The sequence below is a fragment of the Rhizobium sp. WYCCWR 11128 genome, from assembly GCF_013416305.1.
Lineage (GTDB): Bacteria > Pseudomonadota > Alphaproteobacteria > Rhizobiales > Rhizobiaceae > Rhizobium > Rhizobium indicum.
Genome location: NZ_JACCEZ010000004.1, coordinates 101000 through 118767, shown reverse-complemented (window position 1 = coordinate 118767; position 17768 = coordinate 101000). Strand labels below are relative to the sequence as shown.

The window sequence follows — 17768 nt, the reverse complement described above, 5'->3', positions numbered from 1 at the left end:
CGCCTAGCCGCTCGACGGCTGGAGGCGCTGGAACTTTGACTATGGACAATACCATCCTCGAAATGCGGAGCATCACCAAGACGTTCCCGGGCGTCAAGGCGCTGGAGAACGTGAACCTCAAGGTTCGCCAGGGTGAGATCCACGCATTGGTGGGCGAAAACGGGGCCGGCAAATCGACCCTGATGAAAGTGCTATCAGGCGTCTATCCGACAGGAAGTTATGAAGGCGACATCGTCTATGAAGGCGAGACGCGCAACTTCAAGGTCCTGAAGGACTCCGAAGAAATCGGCATCGTCATCATCCACCAGGAACTGGCGCTCGTGCCGCTGCTTTCGATCGGCGAGAACATCTTCCTCGGCAACGAGAATGCCAAGAACGGCGTCATCAGCTGGGAAGAGACGTTCAACCGCACGAAGAAGCTGCTGACCAAGGTGGGTCTGCGGGAATCTCCGAACACGCTGGTTACCGACATCGGCGTCGGCAAGCAGCAGCTCGTCGAGATCGCCAAGGCGCTGTCGAAGAGCGTCAAGCTGCTCATCCTCGACGAACCTACCGCTTCGCTCAATGAAAAGGACTCGGACGCGCTGCTCAATCTGCTGATCGAGTTCCGCAACCAGGGCATCACTTCGATCATCATTTCCCACAAGCTGAACGAGATCCGCAAGGTCGCCGACCAGATCACGGTCCTGCGCGACGGCATGACCGTCAAGACGCTCGACTGTCACACGGACGAGATCAGCGAAGACATCATCATCAAGAACATGGTGGGCCGAGATCTGGCCGACCGTTATCCGCCGCGCTCCGTGCCGATCGGCGAGACGATCTTCGAAGTGAAGAACTGGAACGCCTATCACCAGCAGCACCGCGACCGCCAAGTGCTGCACGACATCAACGTCAACGTCCGCAAGGGCGAGGTCGTCGGCATTGCCGGTCTCATGGGTGCCGGCCGCACCGAATTCGCGATGAGCGTTTTCGGCAAATCCTATGGCCACAAAGTCAGCGGCGAGGTCTTCGTCAATGGCAAGGCTGTCGATGTCAGTACTGTGCGCAAGGCGATCGACGCCGGTCTTGCCTATGTCACCGAGGACCGCAAGCAACTCGGTCTCGTGCTCAGCGACAGTATCCTGCACAATACGACGCTTGCCAACCTCAATGGGATTTCGAGCAATAGCGTCATCGACGACATCAAGGAGATGAGGGTCGCGACCGATTACCGGTCGAAGCTGCGCATCCGCTCCTCCGGCGTCTTTCAGGAAACGGTCAATCTTTCGGGCGGCAACCAACAGAAGGTCGTGCTGTCGAAGTGGCTGTTTTCCGATCCCGATATTTTGATCCTCGACGAGCCGACCCGCGGTATCGACGTTGGCGCAAAGTACGAAATCTATACTATCATCAACCAGCTTGCCGCCGATGGAAAGGGCGTTCTGATGATCTCATCGGAAATGCCCGAACTGCTTGGCACATGTGACCGCATCTACGTGATGAACGAAGGACGCATCGTCGCGGAACTGCCGAAGGGAGAAGCAAGCCAGGAAACTATCATGCGCGCTATCATGCGCTCAGGGGAGAAGAGACAATGACTCCGGTCAACCCGACAACCGAGCATAGCAACGTCGTTTCCGTTGCCGATTATATCCGCGGCAATATTCGTGAATACGGCATGCTCATCGCACTCGTCGCGATCATGGTGTTCTTCCAGTTCTATACCGGCGGCATTCTCTTCAAGCCGGTCAACCTGACGAACCTTGTTCTGCAGAACTCCTTCATCGTCATCATGGCGCTCGGCATGCTGCTCGTCATCGTCGCCGGCCATATCGACCTGTCGGTGGGCTCGATCGTCGCCTTTGTTGGTGCGCTCGCGGCGATCTTCACCGTGTCATGGGGCATGAATTTCTGGCTTGCCGGCCTGATCTGCCTGATCGTGGGCGGCATCATCGGCGCGGCGCAGGGCTATTTCATCGCCTATCATCGCATTCCGTCGTTCATCGTGACGCTCGCCGGCATGCTTGTTTTCCGCGGCCTGACGCTGACAGTTCTGAACGGCAAGAATATCGGTCCGTTCCCGAAGGAGTTCCAGGTTATCAGCACCGGCTTCCTGCCGGGCGACATGATCGACATTGCCGGCACACCCGTGCAGTCGACCTCGCTGATCCTGACCGTGATCCTGCCTGTCATCCTCTTCTACCTCGCCTGGCGCCGCCGCAAGGTGAACGAAGACCACGGGATCGATGTCGAGCCGATGGGCTTCTTCATCGTCCAGAACCTGGTCGTTTCGCTCGCCATCCTGTGGATCGGCTATCTGCTCTCCACCTATAAGGGCCTGCCGAACGTTCTCGTCGTCATGCTGGTGCTGATTGCGATCTACGCCTTCATCACTCGCCGGACCACGATCGGCCGTCGCATCTATGCCATGGGCGGCAATTCGAAGGCGACCAAGCTTTCAGGCATCAATACCGAGCGGCTGAGCTTCTACACCTTCGTCAATATGGGCGTGCTTGCAGGCCTTGCCGGCATGATCATCGCGCTGCGCCTGAACTCGGCAACGCCGAAGGCCGGCGTCGGTTTCGAGCTCGACGTCATTGCGGCCTGCTTCATCGGCGGCGCCTCGGCGTCCGGTGGCGTCGGCAAGATCACCGGCGCGGTCATCGGCGCGTTCATCATGGGCGTCATGAATAACGGGATGTCGATCGTCGGGCTCGGCATCGACTTCCAGCAGATGGTGAAGGGCCTCGTGCTTCTCGCCGCAGTGTTCTTCGACGTTTACAACAAGAACAAGGGCTGAGCGCCTCAAGGCGCCAGCCAGGCATTCGCAGTCCTATGAATGATGGATTCCGGCTCCTGATGGAGCCGGACAGGCGGAGCTTTTTCCTGTCTTCGCCGAAACGAGAAGGATCGAAGACGTGCTTATTTCACAGATCAAGGGTGCAAACGGAGAGATCATCGTCGCCGTGCGTGAGCAGGGCGGCGCTGCAAGGTCGGTCAAGAACGCCGTCAGCGTCTATGCGCTGGCGATGGAAACCGCAGACGGCGGCAAGTCTCTTGCCTCGGTCATCGAAGCCCATGGCTACGGCGATGCCGTCGATCTTGAAAAGGCCTATGCGGAAGGCCGCTTCCTTCCGCCGATCACCCATCCAGATGCCGCGCACCTGCATCTGACCGGCACCGGCCTGACACATTTGGGCTCGGCGGCAACGCGCGATTCCATGCACAAGAAGACCACCGAAGCCGCCGAGGAAACCCTCACGGACTCGATGAAGATGTTCAAGATGGGCCTTGAGAACGGCAAGCCGAAATCAGGCGAAAAGGGCGTGCAGCCCGAATGGTTCTACAAGGGCAACGGCCATGGTGCCGCAGCCCCCGGCGCCCCGCTCATCTCGCCCTCCTTCGCGCTCGACGGCGGCGAAGAGCCGGAGATGGCCGGCATCTACGTGATCGCCAAGGACGGCTCGCCCTTCCGTATCGGTTTTGCGCTGTCGAACGAATTTTCCGATCACGTCACCGAGCGGATCAACTATCTCTATCTCGCCCATTCGAAGCTGCGCCCGGCCAGCTTCGGCCCGGAAATCCGCGTCGGCGCGGCCCCTGAGGATATTCGCGGCACCTCGCGCATCAAGCGCGGCGACAAGGTGATCTTTGAAAAGCCGTTCCTATCAGGTGAAGCGAACATGTCGCACACCTTCGCCAATCTGGAATATCACCATTTCAAATATGGCCTCTTCCGTGCTCCGGGCGATGTGCATGTCCATATGTTCGGCACGGCGACCCTTTCCTTTGCCGACGGCGTCAAGACCGAAGAGGGCGATGTCTTCGAGATCGAAGTTGCCGAATTCGGCCTGGCGCTCCGCAACCCGCTGAAGGTGGCCGCCGAGGAAGAGATCGCCGTCAGGCAGCTCTGAATTCAAGACCTGGCCGCATTCGGCGGCCGGCTCTTTGCTCGTAAACGGTAAAGGATGCTTGTTAAGCCCATGACCATTTATCAAAATCTGATCGCCGGCGAATGGGTCGGCTCGAATGCGACGAAGAACATCAACCCGTCGGATACGAATGAAGTCGTCGGCCTCTATGCCGACGGCAGCGCTGATGACACGCAAAACGCCATTGCCGCCGCCAAGGCCGCCTTCCCAGCCTGGTCGCGCTCCGGCATCTGGGAGCGCCACGTCATCCTGAAGAAGACAGGCGACGAGATCATGGCGCGCAAGGATGAGCTCGGTGCGCTGCTTGCCCGCGAAGAAGGCAAGACGCTGCCGGAAGCCACCGGTGAGGTGATCCGCGCGTCGCAGATTTTCGAATTCTTCGCCGGCGAGGCACTGCGGCTGGCCGGCGAAGTCATTCCGTCGGTTCGCCCGAATATCGGCGTCGAGATCACCCGTGAGGCGCTCGGCGTCATCGGTATCATCACCCCGTGGAACTTCCCGATCGCCATTCCCGCCTGGAAGATCGCGCCGGCGCTCTGCTACGGCAACACCATCGTCTTCAAGCCGGCCGAACTGGTGCCCGCCTGTTCTTGGGCAATCGTCGATATCCTCAACCGCGCCGGCCTGCCGAAGGGCGTGCTGAACCTCGTCATGGGCAAAGGCTCGGTCGTCGGCCAGGCCATGCTCGAAAGCCCCGACGTTCACGGCATCACCTTCACCGGTTCCACCGGCACCGGCAGGCGCGTCGCCGCCGCCTCCATCGAGCATAACCGCAAGTTCCAGCTGGAAATGGGCGGCAAGAACCCGATGGTCGTGCTTGACGATGCCGATCTCAACGTCGCCGTCGAGGCCGCCGCCAATTCCGGCTTCTTCTCGACCGGCCAGCGCTGCACCGCTTCCTCGCGCCTGATCGTCACCGAGGGCATTCACGACAAGTTCGTCGCAGCACTCACCGACAAGCTGAAGACGCTCGTCGTCGACAACGCGCTGAAGGCTGGCACTCATATCGGCCCCGTCGTCGATGAGCGGCAGTTGAAGACCGATACCGACTATATCGAGATCGGCAAGTCGGAAGGCGCCAAACTCGCCTTCGGCGGAGAGGTGATCTCGCGCGACACGCCCGGCTTCTACCTGCAGCCGACGCTGTTTACCGAAGCGACCAACCAGATGCGCATTTCGCGCGAGGAGATCTTCGGCCCTGTGGTCTCGGTAATCCGGGCGAAGGATTACGACGAGGCGCTTGCCATCGCCAACGACACGCCGTTCGGGCTCTCCGCCGGCATCGCCACGACCAGCCTGAAACATGCGACGCACTTCAAGCGCAATTCCGAGGCCGGCATGGTGATGGTCAACCTGCCGACGGCAGGCGTCGATTTCCACGTGCCGTTCGGCGGCCGCAAGGGTTCGTCCTACGGCCCGCGCGAGCAGGGCAAGTACGCCGCCGAATTCTACACAACCGTCAAGACCGCCTACACCCTGGCTTGAGACAAGTGCGATAACCCGGGCCGTACGAGGCGGTCCGGCGATATCCTGAAGGATAGAGACGATGAAAAAGAAAGCGGAATGGCCGCGCAGGCTGAGGTCGCAGGAATGGTACGGCGGCACGAGCCGCGACGTGATTTATCACCGCGGCTGGCTTAAGAACCAGGGTTATCCGCACGACCTGTTCGACGGCCGGCCGGTGATCGGCATCCTCAACACCTGGTCGGATATGACCCCGTGCAACGGTCATCTCAGAGAGCTCGCCGAGAAGGTGAAGGCGGGCGTATGGGAGGCCGGCGGCTTCCCGCTTGAGGTGCCGGTGTTCTCGGCATCCGAAAACACCTTCCGCCCGACGGCGATGATGTATCGCAATCTTGCCGCGCTGGCGGTGGAAGAGGCGATCCGCGGGCAGCCGATGGATGGCTGCGTACTGCTGGTGGGCTGCGACAAGACCACGCCGTCGCTTATCATGGGGGCGGCTTCCTGCGACCTGCCCTCGATCGTCGTCACAGGCGGACCGATGCTGAACGGCTATTTCCGCGGTGAGCGCGTCGGCTCGGGCACGCATCTGTGGAAGTTTTCCGAAATGGTGAAGGCCGGCGAGATGACGCAGGCCGAATTCCTCGAGGCTGAGGCCTCGATGAGCCGTTCGTCGGGCACCTGCAACACCATGGGCACGGCCTCCACCATGGCTTCCATGGCCGAGGCGCTCGGCATGGCGCTCTCCGGCAACGCCGCGATCCCGGGCGTCGATTCCCGCCGCAAGGTCATGGCGCAGCTGACCGGCCGGCGTATCGTGCAGATGGTCAAGGACGACCTGAAGCCCTCCGAGATCATGACGAAGCAAGCCTTCGAGAATGCCATCCGCACCAACGCGGCCATCGGCGGATCGACCAACGCCGTCATCCACCTGCTCGCCATCGCCGGCCGTGTCGGCATCGATCTTTCGCTTGATGACTGGGATCGCTGCGGCCGTGACGTCCCGACCATCGTCAACCTGATGCCGTCGGGCAAGTACCTGATGGAGGAGTTCTTCTATGCCGGCGGCCTGCCTGTCGTGCTGAAGCGCCTCGGCGAGGCGGGCCTCCTGCACAAGGAAGCGCTGACGGTATCCGGCGAAACCGTCTGGGACGAGGTCAAGGACGTCGTCAACTGGAACGAAGACGTTATCCTGCCGGCCGAAAAGGCGCTGACAGCTTCGGGTGGCATCGTCGTGCTGCGCGGCAACCTCGCGCCGAAGGGCGCGGTGCTGAAGCCTTCGGCGGCTTCGCCGCATCTGCTGGTGCACAAGGGCAGGGCGGTCGTGTTCGAGGACATCGACGACTACAAGGCCAAGATCAACGACGATAACCTCGACATCGACGAAACCTGCATCATGGTCATGAAGAACTGTGGGCCGAAGGGCTATCCGGGCATGGCCGAAGTCGGCAACATGGGACTGCCGCCCAAGGTGCTGAAGAAGGGCATTCTCGATATGGTGCGCATTTCCGACGCCCGCATGTCCGGAACGGCCTACGGTACCGTCGTCCTGCACACCTCGCCGGAAGCGGCTGTCGGCGGGCCGCTGGCGGTCGTGAAAAACGGCGACATGATCGAGCTCGACGTGCCGAACCGTCGTCTGCATCTTGACATTTCCGAGGAGGAACTGGCGCGGCGGCTTGCCGAATGGCAGCCGAACCACGATCTGCCCAAATCAGGCTATGCCTTCCTGCATCAGCAGCATGTCGAAGGGGCCGATACCGGCGCCGACCTCGACTTCCTCAAGGGATGTCGCGGAAACGCTGTCGGCAAGGACAGCCACTGACAGGGTGGAAAGAGACTGAAATAGATGAAAAGGCGGGGCATTGCCCCGCCTTTTTCTTGTTCTTCCCGGCCGATGGCAATCAGCCGTTCAACACCGCCATGCAGTGGTCTTCGTCGGCGCCGTGTTCAAAGAGTGTGCGGATCGCCGGCCATTTGCGGCGGAACGCGGCGACGCAGGCGGGGTCGAAATGCGATCCGCTGCAGGCGATGATTTCCTCGTAGGCCTGCTCGATCGGCCATGCCTGCTTGTAGGGCCGGTCGGAGCAGAGCGCTTCGAAGACGTCGGCGACAGCGACGATGCGGGCTTCGATCGGGATTGCGTCGCCGGACAGGCCCTTGGGATAGCCGCTTCCGTCCCATTTCTCATGATGGCCGGCGATGATGGCGGTTGCGACGCGCGAAAGCTCGGCGGAACTGTTGGCAAGAATGGCGACACCGATCGGGACATGCTCGCGCATGCGTTCGATCTCGTGCCGCTCGAGCTTGCCCGGCTTCTGCAGGATGGCGTCGGGAATGGCGATCTTGCCGATATCGTGCAGGGGCGCGGCGAGATAGATATTGCGCCGCTGGATGCGGTCGAGGCCGAGGCCTTCGGCGATCAACTCGGCGACATTGGCGACACGCTCGATATGGTCGCCCGTGTTGCCATCGCGTGAGGCCATCGCCTGGGCAAGGCACCAGATGATCTCCTGTTCGCGCATGTCGGCCTGTTCGGTGGCGTGACGGAAGGCCATGTCGAGCGATTTCGCCCGATCGGCAAGCGCCAGCTGGGCCTTATGCAGGGCCATCAGATTGAGGACGCGCGCCTGCAGTTCCAACGGGTCGAAGGGCTTGGCGAGAAAATCCGTGGCGCCGGCCTCCAGCGCTTCCAGCCGAACCGCCCGCTTCGCCTGCGAGGTGATCATCACGACGGGCACATCCTCATAGCCCGGCTGACGGCGCAGCCTGCGGATCATCTCGATACCGTTCATGTCAGGCATCATATAATCGACCAGCACGACGTCGAAATCGACGGCCTGGCAGCGAGCGAGGGCTTCGAGCGGATTGGTGAAGCTTTCGACCGCACAGCCGGCGAAACCACGGACGGCGGTCTCAAGGGCGAGAAGGCTGGATTCGCTGTCGTCGACGATAAGAAGTGGCATGGACGATCCCGTTAAATCCCAGAAACAAACAGGCTGCCCTCATCGGAGGGCGCGTTCGTCGCCTCATCCGTGCCGGCAGCTGAACATCACCATGAAAGCCTGCATCATGCCGCTTCTTAAACGGCGCCTGCCGAAATACACCAGGCGTCGCCGCAGACAAGCTTGTGCCTGCGGCCTTAAAATAGAGTTTAGTCTGCAATAAAAAATTGACGAACGGCAATTATAACGTGCGCCACGTGCCGGAAGCAGGCGAAATTTCGGGACCGCCGGGCTCTATATTCAAGTCCAACATGTTTGTTTCGCGGCGCGTTCGGCAGCTATTCCATCGGCCCTATCGCAGGGTGCGGTAAAGCTGTCTGTATGCCCGGCTCAGCTTTGGCTCTGGCTTTGCATCTGTCCGCCATCCTCGACCTTCACGGTGACCGACAGCGTTTCGCCCGGCGTGCCGATGCGCATGCCTGAAATCGGCGCGGCATCACGATAGCAGAGGCCGGAGGCGACTCTGATGTAACGGGCATCCGGGCAGATCTCGTTGGCGGGATCGAAGCCGACCCAGCCGAGGCCGGGAATATGCGCCTCTGCCCAGGCATGGGTCGCCGCCTGTTCGATCTTTTCCTCCATCATCAAATAACCGGAGATGTAACGCGCCGGCACCTGCAGGGCGCGGGCGGCGGCAATGAAAATATGCGCATGGTCCTGACAGACGCCGCTCTTCCTCTCCAGCGCCTGCTCGGCCGTCGTCTCGGTATTGCTGGTGCCGGGCCTGTAATCGACCGTTTCGTGGATCGCCGCCATCAGCGCATGCATGCGGGCAAGCTCGTTATCGCCACCAACGCCCTTGATCAGTTCCTTCACCAGCTTGCCACCCTTGGTCAGCGGCGTGTCGCGCAGGAAGAGCCAAAGCGGGCAGAAGCCGGTATGCGGGCCGGTGACGCCGTTGTTATCCCCTGTCTCGACCTCGCCTTCGGCGAGGATACGCGTTACGTCCTGCTCGCCTTCCAGCGAGACCAGATTGACGTGATTGCCGTACTGGTCGTCATATTCGACCTCCGGCGTAGCGCCCTCGACCTTCAGGGCCCAACCGAGTACTTTTTGAGTGGCGTTTGTCGGCGGCGTCAGCCGTAGCCGTTGCAGCGAGAATTGCGCTGGTTCGTCGTAGCGGTATTCGGTGAGGTGGCTGATCTTCAGTCTCATATTGTTATCCGCTTATACATAGAACCGGTAGCCGTCGGAAATTTCCGCGCCGAGCTTGTTATTGCGCGAGACGAAATCCTCCAGGAACTCGTGCAGGCCCTGATCCATGATATCCCGGATCGCCCTCGTCTGCAGTGTCGTGCGGATTGAATCCGCGGTATCGTGGGCAGGGAGCCGCGCCTCGTAATCCTGGGCCAGATAGCCGAGATTGCTGACGATCTTCTCGTAGCAATAGGCAAGCGAGCGCGGCATCTGGACATTGAGGGTCAGGAAGTCGGCAATGTTCATTGCCCGGTATTCGCCGTCATAGGCCCAGCTATAGGCACGGTGCGCCGAGACCGAGCGCAGGATCGATTCCCACTGCACATTGTCGAGGGAAGAGCCGACGGCCGAGACTGAGGGCAGCAGCACGTAATATTTTACGTCGAGGATGCGGCTGGTATTGTCGGCCCGCTCGATGAAGGTGCCGATGCGGGCAAAATTATAGAGCTCGTTGCGCAGTGTCGAGCCATGGAAGGCACCGCGAATGAGGCCGGCGCGGCGCTTGATGACATCGATCACCTCTGGCATTTCGGCCGCCTTGACGCGCTTTTCGAGCAGAGACTTCAGGTCGATCCAGCATTCGTTGGTGGCTTCCCAGGTCTCACGCGTCAGCGCCGTGCGCACCATGCGGGCATTGTTGCGGCCGGAATCGATGCAAGACATGACGCTCGACGGATTGGTGCGATCGCGCAGGAGATAGTCGATCGCGTCGGCGTTGGTCAGTTTGTTGTGGCCTTCGTCATAAGCCTCGCGCACGCCCGCACTTTGTAGAACGCCATCCCAATTGTCATCGCCGGTGCTGCTGCGGGTCAGCGACATGCGCAACCCCGCATCGATCAGGCGGGCTATATTTTCGGCGCGCTCGATGTAACGAAACATCCAGTAGAGGCCGTTTGCTGTTCTTCCGAGCATCAGTCCTCCAATACCCAAGTGTCTTTGGTGCCGCCGCCCTGGCTGGAATTGACCACCAGCGAGCCTTGCTTCAGCGCCACGCGGGTGAGCCCGCCCGGAATGATCTGTACCTTGTCGGATACAAGCACATAGGGGCGAAGGTCGACATGGCGCGGCGCGATGCCCTTGTTGACGAGGATCGGCACGGTGGAGAGCGACAGCGTCGGCTGGGCGATGTAATTGTTCGGCTTGGCTTTCAGCTTCTCGGCGAAATCGGCGCGCTCCTTCTTCGACGCCGTCGGGCCGACCAGCATGCCGTAGCCGCCGGAGCCGTGCACCTCCTTGACCACGAGCTCTTCCAGGTGTTCCAGCACATATTTCAGGCTGTCGGCTTCCGAACAGCGCCAGGTCGGCACGTTTTCGAGCAGCGCCTTGCGGCCGGTATAGAATTCGACGATCTCGGGCATATAGGAGTAGATCGCCTTGTCGTCGCAAATGCCCGTGCCCGGCGCATTGGCGATGGTGATGTTGCCGGAGCGGTAGACATCCATGATGCCGGGAATGCCGAGCGCGGAATCGGACCGGAAGGTCAGGGGATCGAGGAAGTCGTCGTCGACGCGGCGGTAGAGCACGTCGATCGCTTCGTAACCGCGTGTTGTCCTCATCTTCACCTTGCCGTCGATGACGCGCAGATCCGCGCCCTCGACCAGTTCGACGCCCATCATGTCGGCGAGGAACGAATGCTCGTAATAGGCGGAATTGTAGATGCCCGGCGTCAGCACGGCGACGCGCGGCTTGCCCTTGCAGCCGGGAGGGGCGAGCGAGGCGAGGCTCTGACGCAGCAGATAGGGATAATCCTCGACACGCTGCACCTTGTTCTCGTGAAAGAGCTCAGGGAACATCTGCATCATGGTTTCCCGGTTTTCCAGCATATAGCTGACACCGGAGGGCGTGCGGGCATTATCCTCCAGCACGTAAAACTGGTCCTCGCCGGTGCGCACGATGTCGGTGCCGACGATGTGGGTGTAGACGCCGCCGGGCGGCCGGAAGCCGATCATTTCGGGGATGAAGGTGACGTTGTTTTCGATCAGCTCGCGCGGAACGCGGCCGGCGCGGATGATCTCCTGCTTATGGTAGATATCGTCGAGAAAGGCGTTAAGCGCGATCACCCGCTGCTCGATGCCTTGGGCGAGCTTGCGCCATTCGCGGGCGGAGATGATGCGGGGAATGATGTCGAAGGGGATGAGTTTTTCGGAACTGTCGGCATGGCCGTAGACCGCGAAGGTGATGCCGGTCTTCCGGAAGATGTTTTCCGCATCGCGGGATTTGGCAATCAGATGCGCCCGGTCTTGGCTGTTGTACCACTCGAAGTATTTTTCATAAGGCGGGCGAGAACTTTCGTCCCCGGTAATCATTTCATCAAATGCCAAAGGCTCGGCTCCCCTTTTTTGTTCATTTGAATACAACGCAAATGGCAATGCAAGAACCATGCGCATTTCGAGGAAAAGATTTTGCGCTGCGGGAAACGGGTGAAAATCTGGGCATTTAAAGTGATGCGGTGCGGCATGGCGGATAGTGGATCTCGATGCTTGCGCAAAATCTGAGCATGTGATTGTTTTTCGTTCGGTCTACTGCATAATTTCACCCTTAAATCGACTCCGCTTTAAGGGTGAAATTATGCCGCAATGAAAGTGCTACAACGTCCTTTGCGCCTCTCGAAAAGACGCGCGGCGCTGTAGGCGGTCGAATATGGTCATGCGCGGGCAACCGCCGGCTGGCGCGACCGCCACTGGATCCCTGCCATCAGCGAAATTTCAGATTAGCATCAACGCTTCGCCTTTGACGGCGGCGGCCGGGTAGGGCTATCAGCACGGCACCTCTTCTCTCCCGAGCCGCTCCATGTCCCTCGATCGCCTTGCCCCCGCCGTCTTCGTCCTGCTCTGGTCCACGGGCTGGGTGGTGGCGAAATACGCCTCGCTGCATTCCGAGCCCTTCACCTTTCTTTCGATACGCTACGCGCTGTCGGCGGCGGCATTCCTGGCGCTCTGCCTGGTGGTGCGGGCGCAATGGCCGAGCCGGGCGGCGGCGCTGCGCGCCGTCTATTCCGGCTTCTTCCTGCATGGCTTCTATCTCGCCGGCCTCTGGTGGGCGATCGCCAACGGCGTGCCGGCCGGCATATCCGGCATCATCGCGGCGCTGCAGCCGCTGTTGACGGCGATGGCCGCTCCCTTCCTCATCGGCGAGCGGCTGCAGCAGGCACAGAAACTCGGCCTTGCCCTTGGCTTCGTCGGCATTGCCATCGCCATTTCGCCGAAGCTGCTCGATCCGGCGACCGCCGATCTCACGCATGCCGCCCTGCCGCTGGCGATCAATCTCGTCGCCATGGCGTCGGTCACCTACGGCACGCTCTATCAGAAGAAACACCTGCAAGCCGGCGACCTCCGAACCATCGCGACCCTGCAATATGTCGGCGCGCTGATCCTCACGCTGCCGCTGTCGCTGGTCTTCGAGCATCAGCATTTCGATGGCGCCGCGCAGGCCTATGGCGCGCTGGCCTGGTCGGTCTTCGGTCTATCGATGGGCGGCGTCGGGCTGCTGCTCTATCTGATCCGCCGGGGTCAGGTGTCACGCGCCGCCTCGCTGATCTACCTGATGCCGCCGGCGGTTGCTCTCGAAGCCTTCATCGCCTTCGGGGAACCGCTGACCCTGCCGCTGATCGTCGGCACCGTGGTGGTCGTAACAGGCGTCTATCTCACGAACCGCAAGGCGTTCAGCGAGCATAGGCCTGCGGAGGTTTAGAGCGCCGTGCGGCCTTTCGGACGCCCAAAGGACGCTCTAACTCTTTCAATCCTCGCACCGTGCTTTCCGAAAGAAAGCACGGTGCCCTAGATAACAAAAAGGCCGGAGATCTCCGGCCTTTTTGCTTTTCAGTCGTTCAACGATCAGGCGCGTTCGCGGCGCTGGCCGCCACCGTTGCGGGAGCCGGAGCCACCGCGACGATTGCCGCCGTTGCCGTCGCGGCGCGGTTCGCCGGCCTGGGCCTGCTGCGGGCCGCGGTCCTCGCCATGCTTGCGGGCCGGGCGGCCGTGGGCATGGCGGCTGTTGCCGCGGTGATGACCGCTCGGCTCACCATTGGCATGGGCGCCGTGATGGGCCGGACGCTGCGGCTTTGCAGAGGCGCGGAAATCGGAGGTCGAGGCCAGATCGTTGTCGGGGCCGAGATCCGGGGTCGCTTCACCGCGGCGCTGACCGCGGAAGTCCTCGTTGCGGCTGGTCGGGCGCTCCGGACGCGGACGACGCTCCTCGCCGCCGGCGCGGACTTCGCTGCCTTCACCTTCGCGGCGCGGGCGGCGTTCCTGACGGCTGCCGCGATGCTCGGAGCGATTCTGGTCGCCACGGCCTTCGCCACGACCCTGACCTTCGCGACCCTGGCCGCCATTGCGATTGCGGTTGTTGCCGTTGCCGTTGCCGTTGGCGCGACGGGGGCCGCCGCCGATGTTTGCCGGCGCTTCGCCGCTGGCGACAGTGATGTCGATGCCCATCAGGCGCTCGATATCACGCAGCAGCTTGGCTTCGTCGGGAGCGCAGAAAGCGATGGCGATGCCGTCGCGGCCGGCACGCGCCGTGCGGCCGATGCGATGCACATAGGCGTCGGGCACTTCAGGCAGGTCGTAGTTGTAGACGTGGCTGACGGCCGGAATGTCGATGCCGCGGGCGGCGACGTCGGTGGCGATCAGCGTCTTGATGCTGCCGTCGCGGAAGGCCTTCAGCGCCCGCTCGCGCTGACCCTGGCTCTTGTTGCCGTGGATCGAGGCGACGGAATAGCCGATGTTTTCGAGATGCTTCATCAGCTTCTCGGCACCGTGCTTGGTGCGCAGGAAGACCATGGCGCGGCCATCGGGGTTTTCGGTCAGCGACTTGCGGAGCAGCTCCGTCTTGTCGTTCTTGCCGGCGACGAAATGAACGTACTGCTCGACCTTGTCGGCAGCCTTACCTGGAGGCGTGACTTCGACCTTGACGGGATCGACGAGATATTCGCCGGCAAGATCGGCGATCGCCTTCGGCATGGTCGCCGAGAACAGCATGGTCTGACGCTTTTTCGGCACCATCTTGGCGATCTTGCGCAGATCGTGGACGAAGCCGAGGTCGAGCATCTGGTCGGCTTCGTCGAGCACGAGATAGCGAACGGCAGTCAGCGTGATCGCGCGGCGATTGATGAGGTCGAGCAGCCGGCCGGGCGTGGCGACGAGAATATCTGTGCCCTTTTCAAGCTGAAGCTGCTGCTTGTTGATCGAGACGCCGCCGACGACGACATTGATGCGCAGCGACGACTTGCGGATGAATTTCTTCAGGCTCTCGGCGATCTGGTTCACCAGTTCGCGGGTCGGCGCAAGGATCAGCGTGCGCGTCGTGCGGTTGTCGGGGCGCCGTTCATCGGCGAGCAGCTTTTCGATAAGCGGCAGTCCGAAAGCAGCGGTCTTGCCGGTGCCGGTCTGGGCAAGGCCGATCAGGTCGCGGCCTTCGAGGAGGAGAGGAATGGCATGTTCCTGGATCGGCGTCGGCGTTTCGATGCCGAGCTGGAACAAAGTAGCGACGATCGGCTTGGAGACACCAAGCGATTCAAAATTAGTCAAGGTATAACCTTTCGGGGCGCCACAATGACTATCGCCGGAACGCACCATGCGATCCGGTTTCATTCTGGCGTCAAGAACCCCGCGTGAAGTGGGAACTTGTGAGTTGGAAAAAGCTTTCCAGCGCTTCTGGCCGCTCATGGGAGTGCGGCGCTCTATCGAAATGCGCTTTTGTCCCTTCTTCCTGCATCTGTATTTTTCAGCAGGGGCACGCTCACGCGGCGGCCGGAAGGGTGAAAGCTGACCCGCATTTGGGCTAGTTCGCGTGGAAAGTCAAGTGCGGTGCACAAGAAAGCCTCAGCCTTGGTCAGGTGAGGGCATGACGAGGACGAAGCTTTGCGATGCGGTCTCCGCGCCGTTGACGAGGATGGCGATGCGATGTTCGCCTGGATAATAACGCCGCGTCGTGATCGGCCGCATGGCGTGGCGACGCTCAATTGTATGGCTTTGCCCCGGAGCGAGCATTATCGCCTTGCACTTGAACACCTTGGGTGAGAGCGAACCGTCGCTCTTCACATGGTGAACGGCGTAGTCGATCATCAGCGACTGCGCTCGCTCGCCTGCATTCGTCACCCGGATTTCGAAATCCAGCCCTTCGCCGAACATCACCTCGCCGTTTACGAGCCGCAGTTCGCACTCGAGCGAATCGCTGGCGGCGAAGCCGAAATTGGCGAGCGCCTGCGCGTGGCCGTTCTTCAGCAGCGTGCGCGAGGCATGTTTCAGCAGCCAGCGGCGTTCGGAGGAAGCGCCGTCGATATGGCCGGCGATGAAGGCGGCGACCAGATCGGGGTGATCCTTGGCGACATCGTTCAGGCTGTTGGCCACGGATCGGCGCACATAATCCTCCGGATCATCCATCAGCGCGGTCAGGATGGGCAGGATCGGCGCCGGATCCTTCACGAGCTGCGGCAGGCGCATCGCCCAGGGCAGGCGCGGCCGCGTTCCCTCGCTCGCCAGCCGGCGCACATGCTGGTCGGGATCGTCGACCCAGCCTGAAACGATGGCCAGCGCGCGCTGCTGGTCGCGGTGGATAAAGGGGCGGATGCCGAATTCGGCGGTGAAATGCGGCGTCAGCGCCTTCAGGAGATCGAGACCGAGATCGAAGTGATCAAGGCCGCGTGCGGCGATGAACTGATTGACTGGCAGCAGCATCCAGCCTGAGAGCCCCGGCCTGCCGGCGGCGGGCAGGCTGGCCTTGAGAATGGCTGCGGCCTCCCGGAAATCACCGGGAAGCGTGGCAAACAGCGCGTCGCGGATCAGCGCCGACCGCTCCATCAGCTCCAGCGCGGAGAGGCCCTCGGTCGCCAGCGTCACGAAGCGGTTTTTATCGAAGATCTGCGCGTTGCCGGCAATACGATCGGCCATATCGCCGACCAATGTTTCATGCAGCAAGTTCTTGAGCGGTTCCGGCATGCTGGTCCTTCCTCTTTATGCGACCACCGCATGCCGGCCGAATGAGGGCAGCATGGTCTGCGAAACATCTGGCGATTTGCTATCGGAGAATAGAGTGATCGCACCCACTCGAGCAATCGTGTGCAGATAGTGGGGGTATGCGTGTGGCGCGAGCTTTAGCGTATCGGTGCCGTCGATTTCCTTGGAATAAGGGTTGGGGCCGAGATCCGAATACGCTCGTCGGCAGGACTGTTGTCACCGGCAAGAAGATCAAGGGCGTTTGACGCAATTTGCTCGAACGGCACCCGCAACGTCGTCAGCGGCGTGGGGAGGTGGCTGACAATCGGAATGTCGTTATAGCCTACGATCGAGATGTCCTGCGGCACGGAAAGGCCAAGTTTCGTCAGTCCCGACAAGGCGCCGATGGCAGTATTGTCGTTTACGGCGAAAACAGCGGTTGGGCGCGGACTAAGACGCATCAGGGTTTCGACGGCTACCGCACCGGACTCAATGCCGAATGTCGAGGGAATGATGTATGAGGGATCTGCATTCAGTCCAGCCTCTTCCAGGGCGTGGCGGAAACCCTCCACGCGGCCTCGCGAACTGGAGGCATAGGATGGACCGGCAATGACGCCAATTTTGCGATGGCCGAGATCGAGGAGATGGCGGGCCGCGAGGTAACCACCGAGCCTGTCATCGCCGACCGACGAGAGGCTGTGGCCATCCGTCCGGAGGGCCAGGACATAGGGAATACCGCGTTTTGCCAGCTCGTCCGGAAAGTCATCGTCTTCCCGCGCCGTCGAAAGAATCAATCCATCGACACCGCGCTTCAGCAGAGACTCGGCCGCAAGCCGGTCTGCCTTTGGCTTGTCGTCGGTCGTTGCGACAATCGCGAAGCGGCCACTACGGTTGCAGGCCTTGGCCAGTGCTTCGTAAAGCATGGCCATGACCGTATCCGTCAGCCTGGGCACGATCACCCCGATTGTCATTGTGTTGCCACGCCTAAGGCTCGCTGCGGAAACGTCCCGAACGTATCCCAGCTCTTCGGCAACCTTGCGCACGCGACGCGCGGTCTCGCTGTCGGAGCGGGGAAGCCTTTCGTCGAGAATGCGGGACACGGTAGACTTGGAGACACCGGCTGCGGCAGCGACGCCGTGAATAGTGACACGGGTCTGCCCCTGAACTTCATCCGTCTTTGAATTCATTGAGCCTTTTCCATTCGAGTCGGCATTGAGCCGCCGCTCTCCAGCATGCCTCAAAAAAGATATTGACTCCAG

General features: G+C 61.2%; 13 protein-coding genes. 6 read left to right on the top strand and 7 right to left on the bottom strand.

Annotated features, from left to right (window positions below; all coding sequences use genetic code 11):
* Positions 1-41 precede the first annotated feature (41 nt).
* From mmsA to araD, 5 genes are all read left to right on the top strand, one after another.
* Positions 42-1580 (top strand): multiple monosaccharide ABC transporter ATP-binding protein, encoded by a 1539-nt coding sequence (gene mmsA, locus HX898_RS15335; RefSeq protein WP_029872334.1) that lies wholly within the window; start codon positions 42-44, stop codon positions 1578-1580.
* On the top strand, positions 1577-2782 hold the full coding sequence (mmsB, locus tag HX898_RS15330; protein WP_011653085.1) for a multiple monosaccharide ABC transporter permease: 1206 nt from the start codon (positions 1577-1579) through the stop codon (positions 2780-2782). Before mmsA ends, mmsB begins: the two co-directional genes overlap by 4 nt.
* A gap of 118 nt (positions 2783-2900) precedes the next feature.
* Entirely contained in the window at positions 2901-3896 is a 996-nt protein-coding gene (gene araD1 / locus HX898_RS15325; RefSeq protein ID WP_180195028.1) for an AraD1 family protein, read from the top strand.
* Between the two features lie 69 nt (positions 3897-3965).
* Complete coding sequence (locus tag HX898_RS15320; RefSeq protein WP_180195027.1) at positions 3966-5399, top strand: aldehyde dehydrogenase family protein; 1434 nt, start codon at positions 3966-3968, stop codon at positions 5397-5399.
* A 61-nt stretch (positions 5400-5460) separates the two neighbouring features.
* On the top strand, positions 5461-7200 hold the full coding sequence (gene araD, locus HX898_RS15315; RefSeq protein ID WP_180195026.1) for an L-arabinonate dehydratase: 1740 nt from the start codon (positions 5461-5463) through the stop codon (positions 7198-7200).
* 79 nt (positions 7201-7279) lie between these two features.
* Here araD and HX898_RS15310 read toward each other — a convergent pair whose 3' ends face one another.
* The 4 genes from HX898_RS15310 to HX898_RS15295 all read right to left on the bottom strand — a co-directional run bounded on the left by HX898_RS15310 (position 7280) and on the right by HX898_RS15295 (position 11898).
* Positions 7280-8341, bottom strand: a complete 1062-nt coding sequence (locus HX898_RS15310; protein WP_180195025.1) for an HD domain-containing phosphohydrolase — start codon at positions 8339-8341, stop codon at positions 7280-7282.
* Between the two features lie 369 nt (positions 8342-8710).
* Positions 8711-9535: a transglutaminase family protein gene (locus tag HX898_RS15305; RefSeq protein WP_138330297.1), complete on the bottom strand. Its 825-nt coding sequence runs from the start codon at positions 9533-9535 to the stop codon at positions 8711-8713.
* Between the two features lie 12 nt (positions 9536-9547).
* The gene (locus HX898_RS15300; RefSeq protein WP_003561792.1) at positions 9548-10489 is read right to left on the bottom strand and encodes an alpha-E domain-containing protein; all 942 of its coding nucleotides are present in this window, start codon (positions 10487-10489) and stop codon (positions 9548-9550) included.
* Entirely contained in the window at positions 10489-11898 is a 1410-nt protein-coding gene (locus tag HX898_RS15295; RefSeq protein WP_138330298.1) for a circularly permuted type 2 ATP-grasp protein, read from the bottom strand. Before HX898_RS15295 ends, HX898_RS15300 begins: the two co-directional genes overlap by 1 nt.
* A gap of 469 nt (positions 11899-12367) precedes the next feature.
* Here HX898_RS15295 and HX898_RS15290 point away from each other — a divergent pair, with 469 nt between their 5' ends.
* Entirely contained in the window at positions 12368-13267 is a 900-nt protein-coding gene (locus tag HX898_RS15290; protein WP_180195024.1) for a DMT family transporter, read from the top strand.
* Between the two features lie 143 nt (positions 13268-13410).
* Here the strand turns inward: HX898_RS15290 and HX898_RS15285 are convergent, their stop codons facing one another.
* The 3 genes from HX898_RS15285 to HX898_RS15275 form a co-directional block, all read right to left on the bottom strand.
* Positions 13411-15150, bottom strand: coding sequence for a DEAD/DEAH box helicase (locus HX898_RS15285; RefSeq protein ID WP_180195173.1), 1740 nt, complete (start codon positions 15148-15150; stop codon positions 13411-13413).
* A 246-nt stretch (positions 15151-15396) separates the two neighbouring features.
* Entirely contained in the window at positions 15397-16512 is a 1116-nt protein-coding gene (locus HX898_RS15280) for a DNA alkylation repair protein (RefSeq protein ID WP_138330300.1), read from the bottom strand.
* Positions 16513-16667: 155 nt separating this feature from the next.
* Positions 16668-17696 carry a LacI family DNA-binding transcriptional regulator gene (locus HX898_RS15275; protein WP_180195023.1) on the bottom strand — a complete coding sequence of 343 codons (1029 nt, stop codon included), beginning with the start codon at positions 17694-17696 and terminating at the stop codon, positions 16668-16670.
* Between the last annotated feature and the right edge of the window lie 72 nt (positions 17697-17768).